We start from the raw sequence: 17,121 nt of genomic DNA on the forward strand, positions 1-17,121 counted from the left end.
TACTTTTTTTATGAAGCGAACACCTCCCGGTACGCTTTATTAGTTTATTTGCTATTTTTGAAGGGGTAAAGGCCGCTGATGCATTGCGCCCGGCCCAATCAATATTCACCACAGATCCCTCTGCAAAAAACAACGGTCTATCCTGAATAGCTGTTGATGATACGCCAGAGGTATCTGAACTAATGACAAGATTTAAGATTATATATCCATGAAAAAAAGTCTACAGATGCTATCCGGCATCGGCCTTCTGCTGGCAACTGCCATCACGTCCCAGGCTCAAAGTACACGTGTCTCTTTTGACAATGATTGGCAGATTCAGCTGGATACAGCGAATGTCTATGATCCGGTTAAACTTGCCGGACAACCCTGGAAGACGGTACAGTTACCTCATGACTGGAGCATCGAACAACCCTTTGACCCGTATAGCCCCAGCGGAAACGGCGGTGCGGCGCTAAGAGGAGGTACCGCTATGTATAAGAAAGAATTTACTGTGCCTGCTTCAGATAAAGGGAAACATCTTTTTATTGATTTTGATGGCGTCTATATGAATAGCACCGTTTGGATCAATGGCCATGAGCTGGGTACGCGCCCCAACGGCTATATATCATTTCAGTATGAGCTCACACCCTATCTGAAATTTGGGGCCAAAAATGAAATAAAGGTGTTGGTCCATAACCACCAGCCCAACTCCCGGTGGTACAGCGGGAGTGGCATATACCGGAATGTGTGGCTGGAGAAAAAGGGTAATGTCTATGTAGATCAATACGGGACCTATATTACGACACCACAGGTCTCTGCAAGGCAGGCCACGCTGAATGTACAGGTCAAAGTGAAGAATACTTTGAATAGAACCGTTCCGGTGGAAGTCAAGACTGTGATATTCGATGATGAGAAAAGAGTGGTGAAAATACTGACAGATCAGTTTTCGCTAAAGGCGGATCAGATGCTGGAGAGGAGCAAAGAGACGGCCATCGCTGCTCCAAAATTATGGAACCTGGCATTTCCGCATCTCTATAAAGCGGTGACCGAGATATATCTGAAGGGCAGGAAGGAAGATACTTATACTACTACTTTTGGTATCAGAAGTTTCCATTTTGACAGGGAGAAAGGTTTTTATCTGAATGGCAAATCTGTTAAGATCATAGGTGTTTGCATGCACCATGATCTGGGTGCTTTGGGAACCGCGGTGAATTACCGCGCCATGGAGCGACAGTTGCAGATTCTGAAAGATATGGGGATAAACGGGATCAGGACCTCTCATAATCCGCCTGCTCCGGAATGGCTGGAACTTTGTGATAAGATGGGATTCATTGTGATGGATGAGGCCTTTGACATGTGGAAGTGGAAAAAGAATGTCTATGACTACCATTTATATTGGGATCAATGGCATCACAAAGATCTGGTAGATCAGGTACTCCGGGACCGTAATCATCCCAGCGTTTTTATGTGGAGCATCGGTAATGAAATTCCCGAACAGGGAGGAGGAGACAAAGACACTTTGGGCCGGGCCATTACCAGGGAACTGACGGCTATTGTGGACAGCCTGGATCATCACCCCACGACCTCGGCGATGAATGATCCTCGCCATGATAATAATATAGCGGGTACGGGCGCTTTAGGGCTGATTGGGGTTAACTACCATCATCAGGGCTGGGCTAAATTGCCTGAGGAGTTCCCCGGACAGAAATTTATTCTAACGGAAACCGTGTCTTCCCTGCAATCCAGGGGAGAGTATCTGATGCCCTCTGATTCTATCAGGCGTTGGTCCGGCTTTAGCAAAGAAAAAAATGGTGGAACACCTGAGTATACTTGCTCCGCCTATGATAACAGCTCGGCGCCCTGGGGCTCGACTCATGAAGAAACTTTGAAACCCTTGCTTAAATATCCTTATTTAAGCGGCATGTATATCTGGACAGGATTTGACTATCTGGGAGAACCAACACCTTATCCTTTCCCGGCCAGAAGCTCCTATTTTGGAATCGTGGATCTGGCCGGATTCCCGAAAGATGTTTACTATCTGTACCAGAGTCTTTTTACGGATAAAGATGTATTACATATCTTCCCACACTGGAACTGGCAACCGGGGCAGAAGATTGATATCTGGGCGTACTATAATCATGCTGATGAAGTTGAATTATTGCTCAATGGAAAATCCCTGGGTACTCGTAAAAAGACGGGAGATGCGCTACATGTTCAGTGGGATAGCATTGCCTATGTGCCCGGTACATTAAAGGCGATTTCCAGAAAGAACGGTAAGGTTGTAAAAGTAACAGAGGTCCATACTGCGGGTGCCGCGTATAAGCTGATCGCAACTGCGGACCGGTCCCGTATCGATGCAGATGGTCATGACCTGTCTTTTGTAAAAATACAGGTCGTCGATCAGAAGGGTAATCTGGTGCCCGATGCGGATCATCTGCTGCATTTCACCTTAAACGGTGACGGTGAGATTGCCGCTTTGGATAATGGCAATGAAACCGATCTGACACCCTTCTCCGATAAAGAAGCCCGTAAAGCCTATAACGGCCTTGCCCTTGCTATCGTTAAGGCACATACCCATAAAAGCAAATTAACACTTACGGTTACTGGGGAAGGGTTACAGCCGGCTACCGTTGAAATAGATGTACAATAATAGATACGCTTTGGAATAAACAGCGATAAAGACGCCCTTTGGAAAAATGCATGTGTCACTGCAAATTTTTAAAGGGTGTCTTTATTTATCGATATGGCATCTATATTTATTGAATAGATCAGTGCAGCTAAATAATTGTTCTAATCCAACCGATATATGAATTCCTGTATTTCAGCTTGCCGGGCATTGGCATATCCCGTGTCACTCCCTATCTGTTTGAAGCCGTTATGCTGTAATACTTTCTGTGAACCGATATTGTCAAAAGCGGTTCTGCCATAGATGGGGCGTATTTTTTCAAGCGCCAAAAACCGTTCGAGTGCCCGGGTCGCGATACCTTTGCCCCAATATTTTCTATCGATCCAGTAAGTGATTTCTGCATGGCCTTCCATTTCAAATTTGGAGATGCTGCCAATAATATTGTCGTCAATAAAGATCGTCTGCATATTAATGGTTGGGTCAATCAATAATTTTGTATACTTTTCCATATAAGCAGCCTTATCCGTATGGTCTTTGGGCATAAATGCCGCCATTTTGCCGGCCGCGTCATCTAACTGGAAAACAAAAAAGCGGTTCAGGTCTTCCTGCCTGGAAGGGTGTAATTGTATAGAAGGGATTATCATAGCCGCTTAATTTGAATAGGTTAATCTGGATAGCCAGATTCAAATGTAATCTTTTTACCGGATCTTTTCAAGCAGAGGGATTCAAAGGCAAAGCCGATCCATGACAGGAATGTGGAGGATTGGTGCAGCCGCTGCCAGGTTTCCAATCCTAAATCTTTATTTGGGAGATGAATTCGAGATAAAATTTTGTGTATTCACCAGACAGCCTATACGTTTTTTATTGTTCTCATAATAGCGATAGGAACTGACAAAGCCTGATTCTGTTTCGTGATATCTTCCCATCATTTTAGCCGTATTTCTGTTTTATAATTCGCTAAAACTGTATAAAAAAATGAATTTTGGCGGGATTATTAGGAGGGTCGCTTTCTATTGAAATTTGGGCTGTTATGCAAAAGGTTAGACCGTACTGGCTACAGTCTTCTTTTCCAGTGCCTGGTCCAAAAATGCGGGTAATATTATTTTTTGCGTCAGCAGGATTTTATCCGGATCGTCGAGTTTATCCAGCATGTCCCAGTATTTTGCTTCTCCGTGTTCTTCAATAACACGGGCTTTATTGATGTCTTTCAGTAAATGATCCCGCATACTGATGGCATCGGCTTCCGGATGGAATTGGGTGCCGATCATTTCAGGAGAGAAACGCACGGCCATGATGGCTCTTTCCAGAGGTATATGCGGTCTTTCCTTTTCTAGGGCGAGCACTGTAGCGCCCATGGAGTTTAACTGGTTAAAATCGGGTTGTATTACCTGATAGTCTCTACTGTCAACCGCGTAAAAAGGTTCGGGTAACAGCTCGAAGAGGGGCTCATGTAAACCACCCCAGATTTTGTGCATCGGAAAGACGCCGAAAGAGGTGGATTTCCTTTTGCAGACTTTGCCAATCTTGAAGAAGCGACAGGCCAGCTGGAATGAATGGCAAATAAAAAAGACATGTTTTTTCTGCTCCTCTGCCGCCTGGGTATTAAAATAATAGAGCTGGTTGATCAGGTCAAAGTATTTATGCTCCCACTGCCAGCCTTCTTCGTCAAAAGGAGATCCCGGACCGCCACTGGAGATGTAAATATCAAAGGAGCTATCTGGCACCTCATCTTTTTGACGAACATCAAATACCGTTATATCAAAGGGTAGCTGATGTTCATTCTGGTATTGCTGCAGGATATTTAATATACAGCGAAGTCCCTGGTTGGGGACGCCGTTATTTAAATCCAGCACTGCAATATTGATTTTAGTGGTCTGAGTTGCCTGCATTAACATCCCGCAAAGGTACGAAAATTAAATTTTTCAGGTGTTCAGCTGCGCCAGTTGAGCAAACGTTGTTTTACAACTTTCTTTTTACCAGTAGGGTATAAATTATTTCAAAAACTCATCCGTTACAAATTTAACGACATCTTCTAAGCGGCCGGTCTGTTGAAAAATGTTGAGTTGTTTATCGGCTCCGGTTCCTTCTCTCAGTATTTTTTCCACGTCTGCTATGGCCTTGCGGCTGCCCAGTTCATCTACTACATCGTCAATGAATTCCAGGAGCTCGCCGATCAGCAGTCTTACAGGGACTTCTACTTCCTTTCCAAAATCGATTAAGAGACCGTCCAATCCGTACCTGGAGGCACGCCATTTATTCTCATTGATCAAAAAGCGTTTATAGATCATGTAATTCATGTTCTGGGTACGCAACTTATAGAGCTTGGCACAAACGGCCTGAAACAGTGCGGCCAGAGATATGCACTCATCAGTGGTCAGTGCGACATCACATACCCTGAACTCAATGGTATTGTAGACAGGGTGTACCCTCAAATCCCACCAGATCTTTTTGGCATTATCAATACAATTGGTTTTGACCAACACTTTGATATAATTGTCGTACTCCTCAATGGACTCAAAGAAATCCGGGATCCCTGTTCTGGGAAACTTATCAAAGACTTTCGACCGGTAAGATTTGAAACCGGTATTTCTGCCTTCCCAGAATGGTGAGTTGGTTGAAAGAGCATAGATATGTGGTAAAAAATAACGTACGGAGTTAGCGATATGGATCGCCATTTCCCGGGATTCTATACCGATATGTACATGCATCCCGAAAATGAGATTAGATCTGGCGGCGTCCTGCATCTCATTGACGATTTCGTGGTAGCGTGGATTCTCTGTAATAGACTGTTTGTGCCATAAAGAGAAGGGGTGGGTGCCGGATGCGCCGGCCAGCAGCTGCTCTGAGGCTGCGATGCCTGCAATAGTGGTTCTTAGCTGGCGGATATCCTGTCTGGCTTCTTCAACATTTTTACAGATAGAGGTGCCGACCTCGACCACGGCCTGGTGCATCTCAGCTTTTACTTTGCCTTCCAGTGCCAGTTCTGTCTTTTCAACAATCCTGTTCTGATGACTTTTGAGTTCAAAAGTCTGAGGGTCTATGATCATATACTCCTCTTCAATCCCGATGGTAAATTGCGCTAAGTTCATGTTTGGGTTGATTGAAAAACGGCTTTTAAGATATCAAAGGTTCTTTGCTGATAACCCGACGAAGGTACTTACCCCAGGTGAGATTATCTATACCCTCTTTAAAGTCTTCGGCTTTTTCAATGGCAAAGCGTGCCATGTGCGCGACGACCCATTCAAAATTTTCTTCCCCTACTGAGTTTTTATCGGCGTCTGGTGCGGGGTTACAGAAGTCAATCGCATAGGGTATGCCGTCCCTTACTGCAAATTCTACAGTATTAAAATCATAGCCTAAATACTGATTGATCTTGAGGACATCGTTTTCCATTCGCCGCAGTAATTCCGGGCTGGGGTCAAAATCCGCCTGATAGCGCAAGTGGGCCGGATTTCTAGGATCGTAGCCCATGGTCTTTACATACTTGCCGCCAACGCAGTAGCAACGATAATACTCTTCAAATAAGATCTCTTCCTGTAGAAGCATGACCAGCCGGCTGGTATCTTTATGTACTTCAAAAAAGTGATCCGTATTTTCTACACGATAGACGGACTTCCAGCCGCCACCGGCAAAGGGCTTCATATAGGCCGGAAAGCCTACATAACCGAATATACTGTCCCAATCCAGCGGGTAGGCCAGATTCCGGAAAGATTCTTTTGTGGTATCCTCCGGCAACTCAAAGGAGGGAAGTATGGCCGTTCTGGGCAGGGCAATGTCAATTTTCTCTGCCAGACAGTTATTAAAGAACTTCTCGTCAGCGCTCCACCAGAACGGATTATTGATCACTGCAGTTCCCTGTAAGGCTGCATTCTTGACAAATGCCCGGTAGAAGGGGACATCATGAGAGATCCGGTCCACAATAACATGATAGGTTGTGGGCATTCCCTGGAATACTTTGTCGATCAGTACCGCTTCCGCCTGATAGGCTCCTTGTCCGATATCATTGATCCGCTGAATAAAGGCCTGGGGAAAGCTATTCTCCTGACCAAAGAGGATACCGATTTTTTTTGTGTCATTCATGTAGTCGTTTTTAGGATAGAAGAGCGGTTAAAGTGTTATGGATATATAATGGGGAAACATCTGCTTCCAAACAGGCCAGTCATGTGGTTGATCACCCCGGATATCCAGCCAGTGAAGCATTTTTTTGTTTTCTAATATACCGGCCATTCGCTGGTTTTGTTCCAGACAGATATCTGACCAGGTGGTTCCCAGAATCACCCGCTGTGCCCATAATTCGGGCCGGTTGTCATCCCTTAAGAAGGCCATGGGATTATTATAATAGATCGTGTCATTTTCAAATCCATCGGTATGACTGGCGATGTCGAAAATACCGCTCATGCTGATCACGGTGTCGGTGATATCAGGATGCCTGAACCCGAAGTTGGCAGCATGATAACCACCAAAGCTGCATCCTGCGGTGATCACCTGTTTTCTGCCTGTCTCTGCTGTTGCTCTGCTGTAGACTTCCTCCAGGATAAATTGATCGTATTTTTGTTGTTCTATTGCTCTGTCTGCCGGGTGAAGGTCCTTGTCATACCATGATCGGTGATCGATATTACCAGGACAATACACAGTTATGTCGCCATTATCGATAAACCACTGAACGCTTCCGATCAGACCCCGGTCCTTGGCCTCATAATACCTGCCCATGGAAGTGGCAAATAATATCACAGGCCGCCCTGCGTAGCCAAATACAAGCAGTTCAGCCTCCTCCTGCAAGTTGGGAGAGTACCATTTATGATAGGCTTCTTTCACGTTTTTGTTTTTCTGACGGGCTTGTTTTTGATGCGCCAAGTCCTCCCTACTAAGATACGAAAAGTTCAAACCCAACAATCAAAAGTGGTACGTCTAAGCCAATATTTTCCCGATACAAATAAAATAGGACAACTGGTACAGATCTCTGTCAGGTGTCCTTTTTTATTTGTATCGGGATGTAACAACCCGCTTAATGTGGCTGCTACTTTCCTTTTTCGTCACTATTTTCTTTGTCGTACTCGGTATTTAAGGCAGACAGCAATTCCCCTGTGATATCCAGGGTAGAATCCTTATAGTAAAAATTATCATTTTCATTGGTACCTACAATATAACTATAACCTTTTTCCTGGGCAAATTGCTTCAGGTATTGCTGAATCTTATTTCTGACCTTTTGTAGTTGGACGTCTCTTTCCATACTTAGGGATTGTCCCAGCCGTTGGATCTTATCTCTGTTTTTTCTGGAAAGCTCATCTATTTCTTTAGAGTAAGATATTTGCTCCGCCTGAGACATAGATGGGCCTTTTTGATTCGCTTCCTGGATTTTGGCATTCACTTCTTTTTGCAGGTCGTTGATCTGATCTTCTACTTGCTTGTTCTTTTTGATCAATGCCTCTTTGGCATCTTTCATATACTTGTAACTGTCATCAATAGAATCCATTTCGAAATAAGCGATGCGTTGTGCCTGTTGTGCGCCCCTTGCGGAATCTCTATGAGAGGCAGGACGGTCGCCGGCCGCCTTCGACTTTTTGCCAAAGTGCAGGAAAAACAAAATAATGACGGCAACGATCAGGACAATGTTAGATACAATAAAAAATTTCTTCATGCTGTTCAAATTTCTATGCTGATTTTCGGGCTTTGAGGTTTTCAAAACTTTCAGGTGTGAAAATACCAATTTCTGTATTAAAAAATGTTAAGCTGCCCCTTTTATTCTGGGAATGTTTACCCAAAATTAGATTTTCTCAGACGTGCATAAAATAAAAAAGCAGGAAACCGGCGAACCAGGGCTTCCTGCTTTTTAAAATTTATGAAGTGATTTATTCTTCTTCGTCGAAACTCATGGCTTCCCTGGCGGTAGCCAGTAGCTCATATTCTTCCTTGCTGCCAACGATCAGGTTCTCAAATTCATGTAAACCAGTACCGGCGGAAATCAAATGGCCGGTAATGACATTTTCTTTCAGACCGATCATCTCGTCAGATTTACCCTGAATGGCAGCAGAACTCAACACTTTGGTGGTTTCCTGGAAGGAGGCCGCTGAAATCCAGCTAGGCACACCCAGGGAAGCTTTTGTGATACCCAGCAGCACCGGATGAGCGGTGGCAGGCTGTGCATCTCTTACTTCTACCAGTTTCTTGTCTTCTCTGCGCAATAAAGAGTTTTCCTCTCTGAGTTCACGGACTCCCACGATCTGACCCGCTCTGAAGTTTTGGCTGTCACCGGCTTCAGTGACCACTTTTTTATCGAAGATCTTATCGTTTTCGTCATTGAATTCGAAGCGGTCCACCAGGTCATTATCCAGGAAGCGGGTATCTCCGGCATCCACAATTTCTACTTTTTTCATCATCTGCCGAACGATCACTTCAATGTGTTTATCGTTGATTTTAACCCCCTGCAGGCGATATACCTCCTGAATCTCGTTTACAACGTATTCCTGGACAGCATATGGTCCCTTGATAGACAGGATGTCAATCGGAGCAGTCTGGCCATCAGAAAGCGGCGTACCGGCTTTCACGAAATCACCATCCTGCACCAGGATCTGGCGGGTCAGCGGAACCAGGTATTTTTTCACGATACCGTCTTTAGCTTCAACCACGATCTCTCTGTTACCACGTTTGATATTACCGAAGGCTACCACACCGTCAATGGCAGAAACCACTGCCGGGTTACTTGGGTTACGTGCTTCGAAGAGCTCGGTAACACGGGGAAGACCCCCGGTGATATCCCCGCCCTTACGCATCGTACGTGGGATTTTAACGATAACCTGGCCGGCTCTGACTGTATCGCCTTCTTCTGCGGCCAGACGGCTGCCGGTAGGTAAGTTATATTCTTTCTGATCCTTTCCGTCGATGATGATGGAAGGCAGTTTTGTCTTATCCTTAGATTCGATGATGACTTTTTCACGGTGGCCGGTCTGGTCATCCGCTTCTTCACGGTAGGTGATACCGTCAATGATATTCTCAAACCCGATAGTACCTGCCTGTTCAGCAATGATTACGTTGTTGAATGGATCCCATGTACAAATTACATCACCTTTTTTAATCTTCTGGCCGTTTTTCACGTTCAGGGTAGAACCATAAGGGATATTATGTGTATTGAGCAGACGGTCATTTTCGACGTCAGAGATACGGATTTCACCGGTACGGCCGATAACGATCTCTACCTTGTCACCTTCATTGTTTTCTGTATGTACGGTACGCAGACCATCAAACTGCACGGTACCATCAAACTTCGCTAACAAAGAAGATTCAACGGAAGAAGATCCCGCGATACCACCCACGTGGAAGGTACGCAGTGTTAACTGGGTACCGGGCTCACCGATGGACTGTGCGGCGATAATACCAACGGCATCACCTTTTTGCGCCATATAGCCGGTGGCCAGGTTCTTTCCATAACATTTAACACAAACGCCGCGTTTAGCCTCGCAAGTCAGTACGGAACGGATCTCAACCGTGTCAACTCCGACTTCTTCGATCTCAATCGCCTTATTATGTGTAATCTCTTCACCAGCTTTAATGATCAACTCTCCTGTCAGCGGGTTATAGATATCATGCAAAGAGGTTCTGCCTTCAATTCTGTCAGACAGCGGTGAAATGATCTCTTCATTGTCTTTCAGGGCAGAAGTTGCAATGCCACGTAATGTACCGCAATCTTCTTCTGTAATAACCACATCCTGGGACACGTCTACCAGACGGCGGGTCAGATAACCGGCATCCGCTGTTTTCAGGGCCGTATCCGCCAGACCTTTACGGGCACCGTGCGTAGAGATGAAGTAATCCAATACATTCAGGCCTCCTTTAAAGTTAGACAGGATCGGATTTTCAATGATCTCAGAACCAGTGCTGCCGGATTTTCTGGGCTTGGCCATCAATCCACGGATACCCGCCAGCTGTTTAACCTGCTGTTTACTACCACGGGCACCGGAATCCAGCATCATGTATACAGAGTTGAAACCTTGTTTATCAGTTCTCATTTCATGGATCAGGGTTTCTGTCAGACGTGTATCCACACGGCTCCAGATGTCGATCACCTGATTGTATCTTTCATTGTTCGTGATCAGCCCCATGTTATAGTTGTCCCATACTTCTTCTACTTCCTGCTTCGCATTGTTCAGCAGTTCATCTCTGGTATCAGGAACGATCAGGTCATTGATGGAGAAGGACAATCCGCCTTCAAAGGCCATACGGAAGCCTAATTGTTTGATATCATCCAGGAATTTAGCGGTTGCGGGAACGTCAGTGATCTTGATGATGTCACCCACGATCTCACGAAGGCTCTTTTTGGTCAACAGCGCATTAACGTAACCCACTTCCTTGGGAACGAACTGATTGAACAGTACGCGGCCTACAGAGGTCTCGATGAGCTTAGTAACCAGATCACCGTTCTTTTCACGTACAGTGGCACGCAGTTTAATAACCGCATGCAGGTCTACGCGTTCTTCGTTACGGGCGATCAGAACTTCTTCTGCACTGTAGAAAATCTTGCCTTCACCTCTTACAGGTTCTTCAGGCGTGCTTTTCTTTTGTTTGGTAATATAGTAAAGTCCCAGTACCATGTCCTGAGAAGGAAGGGTAATAGGGGTACCGTTTTGCGGATTCAGGATATTGTGGGAAGACAGCATCAGCAGCTGCGCTTCAAGGATCGCTGCATTGCTGAGTGGTACGTGTACCGCCATCTGGTCCCCATCAAAGTCGGCGTTGAAGGACGCCGTTACAAGCGGGTGCAACTGAATCGCCTTACCTTCTACCATCTTCGGCTGGAAGGCCTGGATAGAAAGCCGGTGCAGCGTAGGGGCACGGTTAAGGAGTACAGGGTGTCCCTTCATAATGTTTTCCAGGATATCCCAGACGATTGCTTCTTTCTTATCAACCAGTTTCTTGGCAGATTTAACGGTCTTTACAATACCTCTTTCGATCAGTTTTCTGATGATAAATGGCTTAAAGAGCTCAGCGGCCATATCTTTTGGCAAGCCACACTCGTGCATTTTCATTTCGGGGCCGACCACAATAACGGAACGACCAGAGTAATCCACACGTTTACCGAGCAGGTTCTGACGGAAACGGCCTTGTTTACCCTTTAAGACGTCGCTTAAGGATTTTAAGGCCCGTCCACCCTCTGCTTTAACAGCGTTGGACTTACGGGAGTTATCGAACAGGCTATCCACCGCTTCCTGCAACATACGTTTTTCATTACGCAGGATCACCTCAGGGGCTTTGATCTCCATCAGTCTTTTCAGACGGTTATTACGGATGATCACTCTGCGGTACAGGTCATTAAGGTCAGAGGACGCGAAGCGGCCACCGTCTAATGGAACCAGAGGACGAAGTTCCGGTGGAATAACAGGGATATATTGCATTACCATCCACTCGGGGCGGTTGGTGATACGGGTAGACGCGTCACGGAAAGATTCCACGACACTCAGTCTTTTTAGTGCATCAGCTCTACGCTGTTGGCTGGTTTCATTGGCGGCTGCATTGCGCAGGTCAAAGCTCAACTGATCCAGATCCAGCAGGTTCAATAAATCGGCAACAGCCTCAGCGCCCATTTTGGCGATAAACTTCTGCGGATCATCGTTTGGCAGGAACTGATTGTCTTTTGGAAGAGTTTCCAACAAATCCAGATATTCTTCTTCAGTCAACAGATCTCCGACCTTCATGCCCTTTTCTTCCAGGACACCAGGCTGAATAACTGCATATCTTTCATAATACACGATGGTTTCCAGCTTCTTAGAGCTAGTACCCAGTAAATAACCGATCTTATTGGGAAGGGATTTAAAATACCAGATATGTACAATGGGAACTACCAGTTTAATATGGCCCATACGCTCGCGACGGACCTTTTTTTCAGTTACTTCCACACCGCAACGGTCGCAGACAATACCCTTATAGCGAATACGCTTGTATTTTCCGCAGGCACATTCATAATCTTTAACCGGCCCAAATATTCTTTCGCAGAACAGACCATCACGTTCTGGTTTGTAAGTACGGTAGTTGATGGTCTCAGGCTTTAAAACTTCACCAAAACTGCGTTCTAAGATTGTGTCCGGGGAAGCCAGACCAATCGTAATCTTAGAAAAGGTGGATCTTGGGCGATTGTCTTTCTTGATTGCCATATATGATTTCAAATTTGAAAATGAAAATTTCTGCTGTTTTCCGGCCTTTGGAAGGGTACAAATAAAAAACTGTAACTACATTTTTAATCAATGTGTTACAGACTATTTGACACAGGTTACCCTGTAGTATACCCTACTAAAAACCGAGAAAAACGCAAAAAGTCAATGTACATAGACCCGCAAAGGTAATATTAATCCCGCAAAACAAAAATTAAAATTTACCCTAAATCTGACCGGTCAAAGCCTGATTATCCTTGAAGCTTTACTAATAAGCAACTGTGAACCTTTTTCGGATAAACGCGGGATTTTCCAGTTCATCTACAATAGCCATGGAAAGGTCCTCTACCGAAATCGCTGACCTGCCTTTTTCATCCAATACCGGCGTATCCAGACCGGTTCTGTAATGGCCACGGCGGACACCGGCGGTAGTTTTATTCATTTCAATGGCCGGACTGATAAATGTCCAGTCCAGCGTTTTATTTTGCCGGATAATGTTCAGGTAATCCCTGGCTGCGGCAGCGCCGGCAAAAAAGGCTTTTGGAAAATCAGGGCTATCAACGAATTGCTGGCCTTTATTATCCAATAAGCTCCCTGCACCGCCTATGATAATCAATCTCTTAATTCCGGCAGCCTCAACTGCGTTCTGAATATTGATCGCTCCTTCCATAAAGGTCTCATAAAGATCAGGGTTCATCCATCCTCCATTAAAGGCACTGATGACCGCATCCTGATGAGACAGCAAGGGGGCCAGTTGTCCCGGAACAGTGGCATCCGCCTGCTGAATATGTACTTGGGAATTGGACCGGACTGTTTGCGCGACGGCATCCGGATGACGGGCAATGGACGTGACCTTATGGCCCCTGGACAAGAGTTCCTGCAGTACATGACTTCCGACGAAACCGCTGGCTCCGATCAGCGCTACATCCATTCCTGTGTTTTAAGGCTATTGGGTAAAATAATAAAGCTCTACCTAGAATAAGCTTATTACAACGCTATAAAGTTAGCGGCTTTGCCTGGTTGTAAAAGCTAGCAATGATCAAATTTTATCGCTACCGGCGTCAAATTGTATTTCTTTTAACAATTTAGGGAAGGCCAACTGGTTAATCTGTTTTTTGGACAGCCAATGTGTCTTTGGCAGGTTGGCTGGCCTTGGAGCTACTTTTACCTGGTAAAAGTAGCCATAGATTTTCTGGTGGGTCAATTGCTGGCTGGCGTCAGGAAGCTTTTGAATACGGAGAGCTTTTACACCAAGTTGATTTAAGATCAGCTCCTGCAAAACTTCGACGGTCCATTCTGGCTTAGCGGGTGTTTCAACGGGGTAGTATTCATGAAGATTTTCCCAGATATCACCGGCTTTTCTTTTTTGCACGTAAAAAAGGCTTTCTGTTTTCAGTTCCAGTATCAGCCAACTGATATGCCGGGTTTTCTTCTGAAGGATTTTCTCTTTTTTAGGTAAACTATTAACCTGCGCTGTGCGGCTGGCTACACAAATATCCACCATTGGGCAGGTACTGCAAAGGGGTGCTGCCGGTTTACAGACAGTCGCGCCGAAATCCATGATAGCCTGGTTATAGGCGGCAGGATGTGTTTTACTGAGTGCTGCTTCTGCCAGGGCCCGGAACTGTTCTTTCCCCTTTGTGCTGTCAATAGGCGTCTCTACACCATAGATACGGGCCAGTACCCTGAAGACATTTCCGTCGAGTACGGCATAGGGCTGGTTAAAGGCAAAGGCACAGATAGCGGCGGCGGTATAGGGTCCAATCCCTTTCAGACTAAGGATGATATCGTGACTGTCCGGAAATATGCCGTTAAATTCCCGGGCAATTACTTCAGCGGTATGCAGCAGGTTTTTACATCTGCTGTAATATCCCAGACCTTCCCAGTCTTTAAATACCCGGTCTGAAGGAGCGGCAGCCAGATCCGCAATGCTGGGATAATGCCGGACGAATTTTTCGTAATAAGCCAGGCCTTGTTCGACCCGCGTTTGTTGAAGAATGATTTCGCTGAGCCAGATTTTATAAGGGTCCTTTTCACCCTTCCAGGGCATTTCTCTTTTGTTGATATGATGATGCCAGTGAAGCAGCCTGTCTGTAAAAGAGGTTGTCTTTGTCTGTTTTGTCTTTTTGGGTGCTGTTGCCATAATGATGGCAACAAAGCTACTATTTTTGTTGCTTCAATTTGAACTGCCACCATTTTGGTAATGGCGCAGTAGCTGTGGCCGGCCGCTTTTTAGCGAGCGACATGGTTTGCAGAAATACGGCAAACAGGATGAACAGAAACCCGATATAGAAGGTATTAGAAAGGTCTTTGTTTTCATGGTAGATCACAAAGGCCAACACTATGCCATAGACGGGTTCCAGGGTGAGCGTCAGGTTCATGGTAAAGGCACTGAGTTTTTTCAAAGACTGTGTATAGAGAATAAAAGTAAATATAGTACAGAGCCAGGCCAATACGATAAGCCAGACCCATTCCATTTTTGCGGGTATCCATGTTATAGCTGGAAATGCATGATTGTAAAAAAGCATAAGGGCGCTCAGGCCGATAAAGCCTCCCGTTAACTGATAGAGGGTAAAGGACTCGGGCTGATAACGGTCAACGATCTTTTTATTCAGGATGGATACGGTAACGGTTAACAGACAGGCCAGGATGCCTATATAAAAACCGGTTGAAAAGTGCAGATTGGTCTGATAGATCATAAAGATCCCGACGATGGTCAGCAGCCCAAAAAAGAGTTCTTTTATATTAATGCGCCGGCCGAAAAAAAGCGGCTCCAGAATGGCGGAGACAAACCCCGACCCGGAAAGACAGATGAGCGCGATAGAGACATTGGCATATTTTATACTACCGTAAAAGCAGAGCCAGTGCATGGCCAGCAGTACACCAATACCGCCGATCGTCAAAAATTCTTTGAGAGAGACCTTTTTGATCTTACCGGTACTGCCAAACAGAATCCACATAGTGACGACGGTCAGCAGCATACGCCACCAGACAAGCCACCCTTCATTCAGGCTGATGCTTCTGCCCAGCACGCCGGTAAAACCCCAGAGAAAAACTGCAATGTGCAGCTTGATAAGCGCCTGTTTCATGCCTGATAATTGACTTTAATGTTCGTAATGCCTGGTTGCCATCGATATGGCCAGTCTGAAAACAGGTGCAAAATTACCATATTAGAATGGAGTTCATTGATTTTTTTGGAATTTAGGGATTCCTCAACGAACGAAGGTTTGTAAAAACCTTCTAACCTGTGTTTTAGCCGAATTTTATCTATCTTTGAATCAATTGAAATTTTGAAAATCTATGGACTTTATAGATTTGACCCCTGCGGCGAAAGAGAAGATTGAGATGTTAAGGTCCGCAGCTGCTAAACAGGGTAATCCTTATCTTCGGTTAGGGGCCAGAGGCGGGGGATGCGGTATAGCGGTAACCTATTTTTTAGGATTTGATAAGGCTGAAAAGTCGGATCAGTTATTTACTATAGGCGGCATTGACTGTATTGTCAATAAGGGGCAACTCATGCAACTCCAGGGAATTAAACTGGATTATCTGGAAACGGAAACAGAACAAGGCTTCCGTTTTTTGTCCGCAGCTGATTAGGTTTGGCGGCAGATAGCTTGCAAAAGAGATAATTCTCCATAAAATGGTTGGCTTATGTATCAGTATTGGTTTTTACAGTTCGTCATCATAATGGGCGTGGTGAGTAAAGTCCGCTCAAAGACTAAAGCAGAGGTGCCGAGGCAAAAGAGACTTAAAGACAGGGCCATACTCTTTATGATAGAAGGGGTGCTGCTATTGATAATTGCCTGGATATGGAAGAATGAGCCAGAACTCGGACCGGCGTATTATCTGGTGGGAGGCATTACATGGTTGCTGGCAGGTATAGTCACTTTTTGGTATGTTGCCAGACAGTACAAACATCCTGTATGGGGCCATGAAACCGGGGATACATAAGTAATCCGTTGATGGCATTTTGGAAGAGGTCGGCTAACACTAGCTCTTTTTCTCTGCTACCGGCTCGTGGTCCAGATCGGTGATACTGGACTTGGAGGCGAGGCTGGACATCACTTCTTTTTTAGCCGTGCCGATCGGATTTTTGACGGCATTGATAGGCTTTTTGATATTATCCATTTCTTCCATCACAGAGTTCTTGCTGTCATTAAAAGTCTTTACACCCTTGCCGAGCCCACGCATGAGCTCAGGTAGTTTTTTGGTGCCAAATAATAACAATATTACGATAGCGATCAGTAAGAGCTCTTTTATGCCGATTTCACCCATGACTTTTTAATTTTACCGCTGCTGTTTTGCTGATAAAGTGAACAGAAAGCCAGACAAAGATAGGAGAATAAAAACGGTATTTATTCATCGCCCCTTAATTTA

At 45.2% G+C, this 17,121-nt stretch carries 14 protein-coding genes; 3 read left to right on the forward strand and 11 right to left on the reverse strand.

Going from position 1 to position 17,121, the window contains the following annotated elements; translation table 11 throughout:
• Nucleotides 1-208 precede the first annotated feature (208 nt).
• Complete coding sequence (locus K9M52_RS12670) at nt 209-2,629, forward strand: glycoside hydrolase family 2 TIM barrel-domain containing protein (RefSeq protein ID WP_224068795.1); 2,421 nt, start codon at nt 209-211, stop codon at nt 2,627-2,629.
• 140 nt (nt 2,630-2,769) lie between these two features.
• Here K9M52_RS12670 and K9M52_RS12675 read toward each other — a convergent pair whose 3' ends face one another.
• The 10 genes from K9M52_RS12675 to K9M52_RS12720 all read right to left on the reverse strand — a co-directional run bounded on the left by K9M52_RS12675 (nt 2,770) and on the right by K9M52_RS12720 (nt 15,833).
• Entirely contained in the window at nt 2,770-3,249 is a 480-nt protein-coding gene (locus K9M52_RS12675; RefSeq protein WP_224068796.1) for a GNAT family N-acetyltransferase, read from the reverse strand.
• 396 nt (nt 3,250-3,645) lie between these two features.
• Nucleotides 3,646-4,500: a type 1 glutamine amidotransferase gene (locus K9M52_RS12680; RefSeq protein ID WP_224068797.1), complete on the reverse strand. Its 855-nt coding sequence runs from the start codon at nt 4,498-4,500 to the stop codon at nt 3,646-3,648.
• Nucleotides 4,501-4,596: 96 nt separating this feature from the next.
• On the reverse strand, nt 4,597-5,694 hold the full coding sequence (locus tag K9M52_RS12685; protein ID WP_224068798.1) for a carboxylate-amine ligase: 1,098 nt from the start codon (nt 5,692-5,694) through the stop codon (nt 4,597-4,599).
• Between the two features lie 25 nt (nt 5,695-5,719).
• Nucleotides 5,720-6,685, reverse strand: a complete 966-nt coding sequence (locus K9M52_RS12690; protein ID WP_224068799.1) for an ATP-grasp domain-containing protein — start codon at nt 6,683-6,685, stop codon at nt 5,720-5,722.
• Nucleotides 6,686-6,712: 27 nt separating this feature from the next.
• Entirely contained in the window at nt 6,713-7,459 is a 747-nt protein-coding gene (locus K9M52_RS12695; RefSeq protein WP_224068800.1) for an esterase family protein, read from the reverse strand.
• Between the two features lie 163 nt (nt 7,460-7,622).
• Entirely contained in the window at nt 7,623-8,243 is a 621-nt protein-coding gene (locus tag K9M52_RS12700; protein WP_224068801.1) for an OmpH family outer membrane protein, read from the reverse strand.
• A gap of 211 nt (nt 8,244-8,454) precedes the next feature.
• Nucleotides 8,455-12,747 (reverse strand): DNA-directed RNA polymerase subunit beta', encoded by a 4,293-nt coding sequence (gene rpoC / locus K9M52_RS12705; protein ID WP_224068802.1) that lies wholly within the window; start codon nt 12,745-12,747, stop codon nt 8,455-8,457.
• A gap of 265 nt (nt 12,748-13,012) precedes the next feature.
• Nucleotides 13,013-13,675 carry an NAD(P)-dependent oxidoreductase gene (locus tag K9M52_RS12710; RefSeq protein ID WP_224068803.1) on the reverse strand — a complete coding sequence of 221 codons (663 nt, stop codon included), beginning with the start codon at nt 13,673-13,675 and terminating at the stop codon, nt 13,013-13,015.
• Nucleotides 13,676-13,783: 108 nt separating this feature from the next.
• Entirely contained in the window at nt 13,784-14,887 is a 1,104-nt protein-coding gene (gene mutY, locus K9M52_RS12715; protein ID WP_224068804.1) for an A/G-specific adenine glycosylase, read from the reverse strand.
• A gap of 19 nt (nt 14,888-14,906) precedes the next feature.
• The gene (locus K9M52_RS12720; protein ID WP_224068805.1) at nt 14,907-15,833 is read right to left on the reverse strand and encodes a DMT family transporter; all 927 of its coding nucleotides are present in this window, start codon (nt 15,831-15,833) and stop codon (nt 14,907-14,909) included.
• A 211-nt stretch (nt 15,834-16,044) separates the two neighbouring features.
• Here K9M52_RS12720 and K9M52_RS12725 point away from each other — a divergent pair, with 211 nt between their 5' ends.
• Both K9M52_RS12725 and K9M52_RS12730 read left to right on the forward strand, forming a co-directional pair.
• Entirely contained in the window at nt 16,045-16,341 is a 297-nt protein-coding gene (locus tag K9M52_RS12725) for a HesB/IscA family protein (protein ID WP_224068806.1), read from the forward strand.
• Nucleotides 16,342-16,395: 54 nt separating this feature from the next.
• A complete protein-coding gene (locus K9M52_RS12730) occupies nt 16,396-16,695 on the forward strand; it encodes a hypothetical protein (protein ID WP_224068807.1) in 300 nt (99 codons plus the stop codon).
• 39 nt (nt 16,696-16,734) lie between these two features.
• Here K9M52_RS12730 and K9M52_RS12735 read toward each other — a convergent pair whose 3' ends face one another.
• Nucleotides 16,735-17,019, reverse strand: coding sequence for a Sec-independent protein translocase subunit TatA/TatB (locus K9M52_RS12735; protein WP_224068808.1), 285 nt, complete (start codon nt 17,017-17,019; stop codon nt 16,735-16,737).
• Between the last annotated feature and the right edge of the window lie 102 nt (nt 17,020-17,121).

The sequence above is a fragment of the Arachidicoccus terrestris genome, from assembly GCF_020042345.1.
GTDB lineage: Bacteria > Bacteroidota > Bacteroidia > Chitinophagales > Chitinophagaceae > Arachidicoccus > Arachidicoccus terrestris.